Source organism: Pseudoalteromonas sp. BSi20495 (assembly GCF_000241185.1).
Lineage (GTDB): Bacteria > Pseudomonadota > Gammaproteobacteria > Enterobacterales > Alteromonadaceae > Pseudoalteromonas > Pseudoalteromonas fuliginea.
The window spans coordinates 95,197-103,875 of sequence record NZ_BADY01000159.1 but is presented as its reverse complement, the minus strand read 5'-3'; the positions used below and the strand labels follow the sequence as shown (position 1 = coordinate 103,875).

Annotated in this window: 12 protein-coding genes and 1 tRNA gene; 3 read left to right on the top strand and 10 right to left on the bottom strand. The window is 36.2% G+C overall.

Going from position 1 to position 8,679, the window contains the following annotated elements; genetic code table 11:
- From P20495_RS21030 to P20495_RS02025, 5 genes are all read right to left on the bottom strand, one after another.
- Positions 1-366 (bottom strand): hypothetical protein (locus tag P20495_RS21030; protein ID WP_033016378.1); only part of this gene is annotated, 366 nt, incomplete at its 3' end.
- Positions 363-590: an AlpA family transcriptional regulator gene (locus tag P20495_RS02010; RefSeq protein WP_008138913.1), complete on the bottom strand. Its 228-nt coding sequence runs from the start codon at positions 588-590 to the stop codon at positions 363-365. The genes P20495_RS21030 and P20495_RS02010, both read right to left, overlap by 4 nt.
- Before the next feature lie 319 nt (positions 591-909).
- Complete coding sequence (locus P20495_RS02015; RefSeq protein WP_008138912.1) at positions 910-1,575, bottom strand: hypothetical protein; 666 nt, start codon at positions 1,573-1,575, stop codon at positions 910-912.
- 256 nt (positions 1,576-1,831) lie between these two features.
- The gene (locus tag P20495_RS02020) at positions 1,832-2,212 is read right to left on the bottom strand and encodes a hypothetical protein (protein ID WP_033016376.1); all 381 of its coding nucleotides are present in this window, start codon (positions 2,210-2,212) and stop codon (positions 1,832-1,834) included.
- Positions 2,209-2,412 (bottom strand): hypothetical protein, encoded by a 204-nt coding sequence (locus tag P20495_RS02025; RefSeq protein WP_242401503.1) that lies wholly within the window; start codon positions 2,410-2,412, stop codon positions 2,209-2,211. Before P20495_RS02025 ends, P20495_RS02020 begins: the two co-directional genes overlap by 4 nt.
- A gap of 76 nt (positions 2,413-2,488) precedes the next feature.
- Between P20495_RS02025 and P20495_RS02030 the strand changes: the two genes are divergently transcribed.
- The 3 genes from P20495_RS02030 to P20495_RS02035 all read left to right on the top strand — a co-directional run bounded on the left by P20495_RS02030 (position 2,489) and on the right by P20495_RS02035 (position 4,312).
- Positions 2,489-2,755, top strand: coding sequence for a helix-turn-helix domain-containing protein (locus tag P20495_RS02030; RefSeq protein WP_008138909.1), 267 nt, complete (start codon positions 2,489-2,491; stop codon positions 2,753-2,755).
- Between the two features lie 461 nt (positions 2,756-3,216).
- Positions 3,217-3,438, top strand: coding sequence for a hypothetical protein (locus P20495_RS21025; RefSeq protein WP_033016372.1), 222 nt, complete (start codon positions 3,217-3,219; stop codon positions 3,436-3,438).
- A complete protein-coding gene (locus tag P20495_RS02035; protein WP_033016383.1) occupies positions 3,431-4,312 on the top strand; it encodes a site-specific integrase in 882 nt (293 codons plus the stop codon). Before P20495_RS21025 ends, P20495_RS02035 begins: the two co-directional genes overlap by 8 nt.
- Before the next feature lie 125 nt (positions 4,313-4,437).
- Here the strand turns inward: P20495_RS02035 and P20495_RS02040 are convergent, their stop codons facing one another.
- The 5 genes from P20495_RS02040 to P20495_RS02060 all read right to left on the bottom strand — a co-directional run bounded on the left by P20495_RS02040 (position 4,438) and on the right by P20495_RS02060 (position 8,419).
- On the bottom strand, positions 4,438-5,553 hold the full coding sequence (locus P20495_RS02040; protein ID WP_008138907.1) for a hypothetical protein: 1,116 nt from the start codon (positions 5,551-5,553) through the stop codon (positions 4,438-4,440).
- A 260-nt stretch (positions 5,554-5,813) separates the two neighbouring features.
- On the bottom strand, positions 5,814-6,098 hold the full coding sequence (locus P20495_RS02045; protein WP_008138905.1) for a hypothetical protein: 285 nt from the start codon (positions 6,096-6,098) through the stop codon (positions 5,814-5,816).
- Positions 6,099-6,286: 188 nt separating this feature from the next.
- Positions 6,287-6,793 (bottom strand): hypothetical protein, encoded by a 507-nt coding sequence (locus tag P20495_RS02050; RefSeq protein ID WP_008138903.1) that lies wholly within the window; start codon positions 6,791-6,793, stop codon positions 6,287-6,289.
- 297 nt (positions 6,794-7,090) lie between these two features.
- Positions 7,091-8,080 carry an SAP domain-containing protein gene (locus tag P20495_RS02055; protein ID WP_008138901.1) on the bottom strand — a complete coding sequence of 330 codons (990 nt, stop codon included), beginning with the start codon at positions 8,078-8,080 and terminating at the stop codon, positions 7,091-7,093.
- A 262-nt stretch (positions 8,081-8,342) separates the two neighbouring features.
- Positions 8,343-8,419: transfer RNA gene (locus P20495_RS02060), tRNA-Ile, on the bottom strand.
- Positions 8,420-8,679 lie beyond the last annotated feature (260 nt).

Here is an 8,679-nt window from a genome sequence, read left to right as displayed (position 1 = left end):
AAATACTCTCTTAAGAGCAAGCATAAAGTTTGCGAATGTACCGCCCGAGATTACCTTTTGCCCAGTAACTCGTTTAAACAGATCACTTACCGAGTTAGCAATTACATAAGATGGGAGCTCTGGTCTTCTGACAATTTCTGTTGTTAGGTAAGCAATAATCAGTCTCGCATAGTGTCCATGTGGCAGAGGCTGCGAGCTTTTCAATATGACTGTTGCGTATTTTCCGAAGCTCTTAACCTCAGATAAATCTGTGTCTTTAAGAGGTAAAACACACGGGTCAATTAAAAATGCAGGATAAAAACCAACTGTTTTCATCTTATAAGGACAATATTTTACAATCTCTTCAATCTGATCATCAGTACTCATTGGTGCATCACCGATTCACTTTTTATCAGTGGTTGCTCTTTAATCCAGTTATGGAATTCGCTTATAGGAAATAAAGTTTTCCCACCTTGTTTAATATATGGTGGTAGCAGGTGCTCTGATTTACCTTTTCGATTATCGCAAAGCTTATTGTATAAAGTCTGTTTTGAAATACGCATTGCATCAGCGACTTCTTCTAGCGTATAAAATTGTTGTTTGATCTTCATTATTATTCCTATTAGTTATTGGAATAACCTATTCTCCACATATTTCTTAATCTGACTCTCAAAAAGGGGGGGGCAATTTTTTGATGCTTTTTTTAAAGTAGTAAAAGCTGGTAATGCAAAGTAAGTCTAATGACCTAAAGTTAGATGTAAGTAAGGTTCTTAGAAGGAAATTAGCACTTTATTGATTAATATAAGACTAAATTTTTGCTCAAAACAGGGAAGTTTGGCATGCCAAACTTGAGTTAAAAATTAAACCAATCACAATACAGACCTTTCAATTATAATCCGAATGAATAAGGCCAAGTTCATCAAGGTTTGACTATTGAGGGTAATATTGAGACTCAAAATCATTTATTAGCAACTTTTTCCAGTCTCTATTATTATTTTTCTCATCAGATAGTGGGTATTCTAATACTCTCCACCTTAAAGAGATATTTCTTGGCAAATATAAATAATGAGTATTTCCTTGAAGACTCAAAGCCTTTAAATAGCTCCATGAATCACCGCGTTTCTCCTGAACCTCTAATCCATAGCTTTTTGTTTTATCTCCATCCCACTTGAGGGAGTAGCCAACTAAATTTGGGTTAAATGCATCCGGGACCGAATCAACAGGTATGGACGATTTTTTTATAAGTTCATTCTGTGTTTTTTCAGACATTTTAACGTCAGAATAATTGTTTATAAGTTTTACTGCCCAATCTCGCAAGTTAGTATTATTTTCATTTGCAGGGCCTCCTAAAATTTTAACTCCCAAATTTATATATTCAGCTTGCCGTTCAGCTTCGTTTTCTTGTTTCTGTTGCTCTAACTTCGCAGCATGTGTCTCAGTGATGTGAAGATAACCTATACCAGCAACTAAAATAGGAGTAATTAGTGCAGAAAAAGCGAGTAATAATGAACTCCAATTTATTGAAGATTTGAATTCAGCTTCACTGTTTTCCAGAGGTTCATTTTCTTTCCTTATTACAATCGACACTTCTTTCATTGAAACCTGTTTATTTTGTATTAGTGAGACTTGGTATAATCTGTCTCTATATTCTAATTATTTTTAATCATTTGGTAAAGTAACCAGCGAGTCGCTCCTTTAAAATAGAGCTTAATCTGAATAATTCTCTTTACGTTGCGCTTTTTGTTCAGGATCTATAGCGTAAATATCAACAATTTTTTACATCAAAAAAAGGCTAAATTTTTGCTCAAAACAGGGGGCTTAAAGTTTGGCATGCCAAACTCAAGCTAAAAATTTAATGAAAACTGTAGGTGATTGGCAAGTTTAAACCATGATCCCAATTGGAAAGCATAACAATCCATTGGAAAAAGTGCTGAACGTCTTTTTCAGAGTAACCACTATTCACAATCTTTAAAGACTCCGAGCGATTACAAAACATTTGATAACTTTCTTTTTGAATATCCCAAACCTCTCCCTTATCATTTATATAATGATGAAGCATAAAATCTAAGGTAAGCAATGAACTAATTAACCTAGATTCCGATATGTTATTTAGTTGACTGCTTAATAGCGCTAATTGTTGATAGCTTTTCTCGCAACCGTAAAGCTGCACTGATAGTACTGCAAGCACAGACTGATATGGCTTATTTTCAGGCTTAATCATATTACTTTTCACTTATAGAGCTCTCCACGGGCATGTGCATCTCTGGCCTCCTGTTCAGCATAGTCGTCCCCACAATGATTTACGCTTCCCATGCCATCACTGTACTCATCAATAAAGCGATCCTCCTCTGACTTATCGTCAACGTCTAAGATCACAGCCACGGCTACCGAACCAATAACCTTTAGTGTTTTCCAAATCATATACCACCTCAAAAGCTAAGTATTACTTAGTATCTAAAACACATTAAAGCTAAGAAACTCTTAGTTTTCAAGTTAAGAATAGATATAAATGAAAACTAATGATGACTCACCTTTTCCAAAACGATTAAAAGAAGCAAGAAAAGCAAAAGAACTATCCCAAAAAAAACTAGGGATCTTAGCTGGTATGGATGAGTTCGCAGCATCGGCTAGAATGAATCAATATGAAAAAGGTGTTCATGCTCCTGACTTCAAAACAGTTAAAGCTTTAGCTCATATTTTAGAAGTGCCTACTGCATTTTTGTATTGCATAGAAGATGAACTCGCAGAAAAGATTTTATATTTCTGTAGCAAGTAGGTATTAAGTTTGGCATGCCAAACTTCCCTCCACTGTAATTCAAACCATTTCAAAATGAGGCATCATGAGCAATTCGCCTCCTTTTTACTGGGCTTTGCCCAGACCCCGCTATGTAGAAGCCTAAAATCGGCTTACACATAGCGGGGTCTGGGGATATAAGGCGTTATACGCATACTTTTATTTGCAGATTGAAATGGTTTGAAAAAGTGCTAATCTAGAAGCTAGTTAGCTCTTAACGAGCAAAGAAAAATACAGGCGCTGTTCAGCTGCCTTCAAAACGTAGTAACGAGGTTTACAAGTTTCACTTCACTGTGAAAATCATATTGATGCTTTTACGTATCAAAAATAATTAATGGCGAGATCAGTCCGAGCCAAACGCTATGCGTTGAACGGGGGCGAATAGGCGTTAGCCGCTGAGCTTTATCAGCCAGTTTTTCTTACAATCACACCGGAGAATAACTATGACCTTTAATGCTAAAGCAGAAGCATTGCGCCTAAAGAATGAGAAAAAATTGATCAGTAAAAAACGATTTAAGCCATCCAAGCTCGATAAACATAAACAACGACTTCTAGCTCTTTACGAAGAAGATACGAATATAGCCAACCTACAAAGATGGCTCTTGCGTAAAGGAGTGAGAGCACATTGGACAACTGTAAAACGGTGGGTTGATAAAAATACCTAAGTTCGCAAAACCAGAAACGCAAGCGGAAAAGCTAGCTAAAAACTTATTTAAGCACAAAATTATTAAATCTCTAGGTACTGCTCGAAGTTATAAAGCTGCACTTATAAAAATAGCTCGGTGGTCAAAAGATATTGGAATTAATGGTGTACAGGGTATGAGCCTTCAAGATGCTTATAAATATCTTGATTACCGCAGTGAGTTTGCAGGCCAAAAAACACTGGATATGGAACGGCAAGCAATTCAAGCTATGTTTAAACTCAACGGCAAACTTGACCCTAAAGAAACACTGACTGTAATAAAATCCGAAAAAGAGATAATCGAAAAGTCTCGCGCCTACACTCCAGCCCAAGCTCTAGCAATCAGTGAGCATCAAACTAGAAAATATAATTTATCAACTCAAATAGCCTATACCGCAGGATTAAGAGCCCATGAGCTTTTAACAATTGCCAAAGTATCAGAGCGTAAAGCAGATAACCGTCCAGCGCTAGACAGTAAATGGCTTGGTCGAGAAGGTCGTATTTACACAGTGAAAGGCAAAGGTGGCTTAATCCGTAATGTACTAATACCTAACGCACTGGCTACACAACTAGAACAAAGGCGCTTAGCACAGCCTATTACCATTCGTGACAGGGAAATTAATTATCTGCAACGCTACGATCTTGGTGGTGGTCATAAATGGTCATGCTCATTCTCAAAAGCATCTAGTCGTACACTCTTTTTTTCTAATGGCGGTCATGGCCTTAGACACAGCTATGCACAAGAGAGAATGGCAGAACTAAAAAGCTTGGGGTTAGCGAGAGCTATTGCTCTTGAAACTGTGTCGCAAGAGCTAGGCCACTTTAGAGCTGAAATTACTGAAGTTTATTTAAGGTAACCCTATTTCCGTTGCTGTAAATTAGAATTAAAAGCTATCATATACCAGCGGACGGCAGTAGCATGTACTATGCACATTTCAAAACCTGCTTCTACTACATGCATAACCTGCTCTTGGCATGTTAACTACCTATTTACTATTTTTATCTTACCAACAATCTCACTATCTGTAATTGTATGCCTTATACCTTTATATGGACTTTCTTCCGCCAGTTCCCAAATGAAACTTGAAAAATTATCCATAACAGTTTTTGAGTAAGTTAAAATATCAGCTGACTGTTTTTCATCGTTTGATTTACCAAAAAACTCTTTTAACTTTTGATCAAATCGTTCAAATGATTCTAGTGTATTTCTTTCCAGCTTTATTTCTTCAGGATTTAATGGAATCGGCGCAACAATTTTAGGAAGTAATTTACCATCATTCAGTTTTAAACTTTCAACACGAATCCAAAAGTAACCACCAGCCATCGACATTGGGCATGCATGTGTAACCAGATCTCTATATGCTCCTAATATATTTAGCCATCCGTTTTTGCCACAAGCACTTTTAAAGTTTTTTCTAAATACAGTAGGCTGGCTTTTATCTTTGAAATATTTGTTGAAAATACGTGATGTCATGTTCATATGTTGTACTCCCGACTTTTCTTCATCCGATAATATGAAGTGAAAAATAAACTCGGATAAATAATCTCTCAAAGTACATGCATCAAATAAAAAGTGTTGAAAGGAGTTATATATATCTTTTGAAAACCCATCTTCAAACTTACTCCCTACTTCAATTTTTTCTTGTATACACCGTCCCATTAGCTGATCTCTATACTTGCGAGACAAAACTTTGAAAGACTCATTTAATGTACTGATTTGATGAGATATTCGTTTAGCTATATCCCACAAAAACGCATTTTTTAATTTATACCCTTGATTTGATACATGTGACCAATGCCAAATAGCTTCGATATGTGACCATGACTTAGATTTGTAAGCTGTATGAACTCTCCACTCAGATGGAGCGCTGCCATCAATTTGAGATACATCAGTATAAAACTCTGTACCAACTAGCTCATTTAACCCTAATTGATCTAAACCTACGTATAATTGCTGATATGTTGGAATAGTTATTATTGCAGTCTTGTCATCTGTGGTGCTTGGGTAAATTTTAACTTTATTAGATGATGGCAAGTTAATTGCATGAATACCACCTAAGAAATGTACATCTCTCCATGATATAGGCCAGTCACTCAATTTTGTTCTCCTTATTTTTATACTAATTTATAGTAGTGCCCGAACTATATCTTATGCGGTTTTAGCATACTGCTTAGATAAAGTTTTTTCTCTATTAATTAGGCAAAGATGGCAGATATCTTCTTTGTTTCCCCTAATTACGTACATAAATGAGCCTGTCTTACATGTTGCATATTAACACAGGCTATATCAATGACTACGACTCCCTCTTTACCGAAGTTCGACTCAGTTCAATTTGCGTCCATGCCATAATTGACTTGTCATATACGCGGCTTTAACTTTAGTAGTTTTTCTGGCTTCTTTAAGTAGCGATAAATTGTAATAAAACAAAACGCACCAAAACCGATCACCGTTTCTAATCCAATTTCAAAGTTTGAAGTAGAAGCATAAAAAACTGAAGATAAAAAACAACCAAAAATAGATGCCAATAGCAAAGCTTGGCTATTGTTGAGTAATAATTTATTGTTAGGTGTAATTATCAAAGCAATAGCTCCGAAATTGCTGCCAATGAAGCCTGATAAATATATCGCCATTAAAGATGTCATAAATATTCCTATAAATTAAAAGTTAAAAGGAATAAACAATGATACCCATACAAATACACCTGTCTGCAATAAAGTGATTATTTACCAAATTAGATTGATCTGAAAAGCATATAACTCGACCATAGACTGCTCAAGGTTGCGAACGCCGGGTGACCTAAGGAATTGAGTTTAATGACTTTATTATGCGCCTACAGCATGCCAATTAAAGCTGAAGCGCCAGAACCAATAAGACTACCAACAGTGCTATTTTGCAAAAATTCCTTTAGTTTTGATTTCGCCTCAGGGTCATCACTTTTAGCGATTTTTTCCGTCAGCTCATGAATAGTTACATTGGTAGATAATGTATTACTGTTACCAACCTGAACATTATCGCCACTTATTGAGCCTATATTGAAAGTGGAATCACCATGTTTTGTGACATGAGGTTGTGAGGTTGTGTTTTCGACCTTGAGAGTTAGTATATGAGGATGTAAGGTACCTACTCCAAGAGAACCTTTTTCTAGAAAGGAAGTATCTAGAACCTTAAGGTGAATTTCACGCGTCCCTGATTTTTGAGTAATTACGTCACCAATACCTATATTCGGTTCATCTGTATAGGGCACTATAACTTCACCTTTGGACATATTGCGATACCCTTTGTGTTCCTTACCTGCAAAAGTAAATTTTTCTGGATATGCTAGCTTATCAAAATCCATTTTTATCTCCTACAATCTCGTAATTAGGTTAGCTCATTACAATTTAATAATACATTTATCGATTCGACCTAACGCTCATTTACCTACTTTAAGTGATTTTAACAACAATGATCTGAGGTATTTCTATCACTAAACCTTCAAAAAAAGCTAATGTGCACGTGTTGCTCACCTTCATAAATATATAAGCAAATAAAAGTTTTACCAGTCTCAATAACCGCTTCTCCTCAAAGCAGTCTGCTTTGATACCGTAGAAACCCGTCAACTAGCATTGTAGGATTAAATATGAGCTACTACCCATTAACTCATCTTCGAGGTCTTTCTCATTGCAGTGACTTTGTTAATATCAAGAGCCTCCGATAGTGCTATGGTGCAACCACCTTTGCACCGACAATCAGCTAACGGAATTTCCGGTACTTCGCTTAGACTATAATCACCAACTCTGTGTTTTTCGCATGCAGAGCAAAAATCCCCTTCGAACCGTAAAGTTTTCATAATATACGGCATATCAAGTTCTTGAGACTTTAATTTAGCATCAAATATACGAAACTTGTTTTGTGCAAAGAATAACATCATGCGACATACGCCATCAGGGTCCAAGTGAGTTCCATTGCTAGCTAATTTCTTTCTTAATTCATCATCCAGCTTTAACCCCCAAAGAAACATACTAATTGCTCCTTGACGCACTAGAGGCTTTAAATCAGGCTGTATCTCAGAAAGAATGAGTGGCCAATCATCAAGAATATTATTAATTATAAAAACCTCTCTTGAACCACCAAAATTAGACCAGTCAACTCCTAAGCCTGATTGAAATGGTAAACTCAGTTGATATTTCCTAACTGGCTCAAAAGCATCTTCAAAGTTTCTATTTAGAGCTTCATTTACTGATAGCTCAATTGCAGCAAACATTTCATTTTTAATGATTTTTCCTTTAGCTTCAATTTGTTTCGCTCCCTCACAGGAACAAACCAAAAAATCATGTTCTAATGAATTACCATTAAAAGAATTTGGTGCTGCCTCCAAAATCCTACGAACTAAAACAGGTTTTGTACCAGAAGTTGGCAGGTTAAGGTTTTGAGAAATATTTTTTAACTTTGGAGCAGAATAAGTCGCTGTGACAACTTCCTGGGTATTAGCTGACTGTAAAACCCCCTCTTTTTCAAATTTATTTAAAGCGAGCTTTGCATCACGGCCTAAGTAACTAGTCCAATCTCTCATACTCAACACTTTCGATAAGCTTTTAGGTTTTAAAAAGCTCTTTAGAAAGTAGTATTCGTTAGTATCCATCATTCGCTTCCTATTGCTTAGAACGATGAATATTATAGCATTTACTTGATGGAAAAATGATTTACCTGAATGTTGACCACTATCAAGCAAAACAATGTCCAATCATATAGCAACAAGCTTTCCTGCTTAGAAGTGAAGCTCAGTAAAAGGTAAGGGATTGATCATATCAAGCATATAGAGATGTTTTCCGCTATACTAAAAGTAGCACAGAGGTAGCACAGGGTAATTTTTGTTAGTGGGTGTTTACTTGGAAAGCGTGTAAAAGTGGTGGCCCCTCCCAGACTCGAACTGGGGACCTAACGATTATGAGTCGTGTGCTCTAACCAACTGAGCTAAGGGGCCAACTTTTATATAACTGCTAGGCAGTTAATTTTTGAAGCGTTCAGTCACAGAGCGACTAAAGCGGGTTGCAGTATAAAAACTTTTTGGGGGCTTGTCACTACTAAAAACCTTTATTTTAACAATCAGTAAGCTAACTGCTTAAATAGTAATCTTTTATGAGGGAGTAATGTGTAAAAATGAGGAATTTAAGAGAAGGGATTCATGCAAGCCAATTAAAAGTGCCTATTTAAGCTATATTTAAAATTGACTTACACAACTAA

What these genes read in the sequence shown, in the direction of transcription:
- P20495_RS02010 (WP_008138913.1), bottom strand. Translation starts at nt 590, where the DNA reads ATGAAGATCAAACAACAATTTTATACGCTAGAAGAAGTCGCTGATGCA.
- P20495_RS02015 (WP_008138912.1), bottom strand. Translation starts at nt 1,575, where the DNA reads ATGAAAGAAGTGTCGATTGTAATAAGGAAAGAAAATGAACCTCTGGAA.
- P20495_RS02030 (WP_008138909.1), top strand. Translation starts at nt 2,489, where the DNA reads ATGAAAACTAATGATGACTCACCTTTTCCAAAACGATTAAAAGAAGCA.
- P20495_RS21025 (WP_033016372.1), top strand. Translation starts at nt 3,217, where the DNA reads ATGACCTTTAATGCTAAAGCAGAAGCATTGCGCCTAAAGAATGAGAAA.
- P20495_RS02045 (WP_008138905.1), bottom strand. Translation starts at nt 6,098, where the DNA reads ATGACATCTTTAATGGCGATATATTTATCAGGCTTCATTGGCAGCAAT.
- P20495_RS02050 (WP_008138903.1), bottom strand. Translation starts at nt 6,793, where the DNA reads ATGGATTTTGATAAGCTAGCATATCCAGAAAAATTTACTTTTGCAGGT.
- P20495_RS02055 (WP_008138901.1), bottom strand. Translation starts at nt 8,080, where the DNA reads ATGATGGATACTAACGAATACTACTTTCTAAAGAGCTTTTTAAAACCT.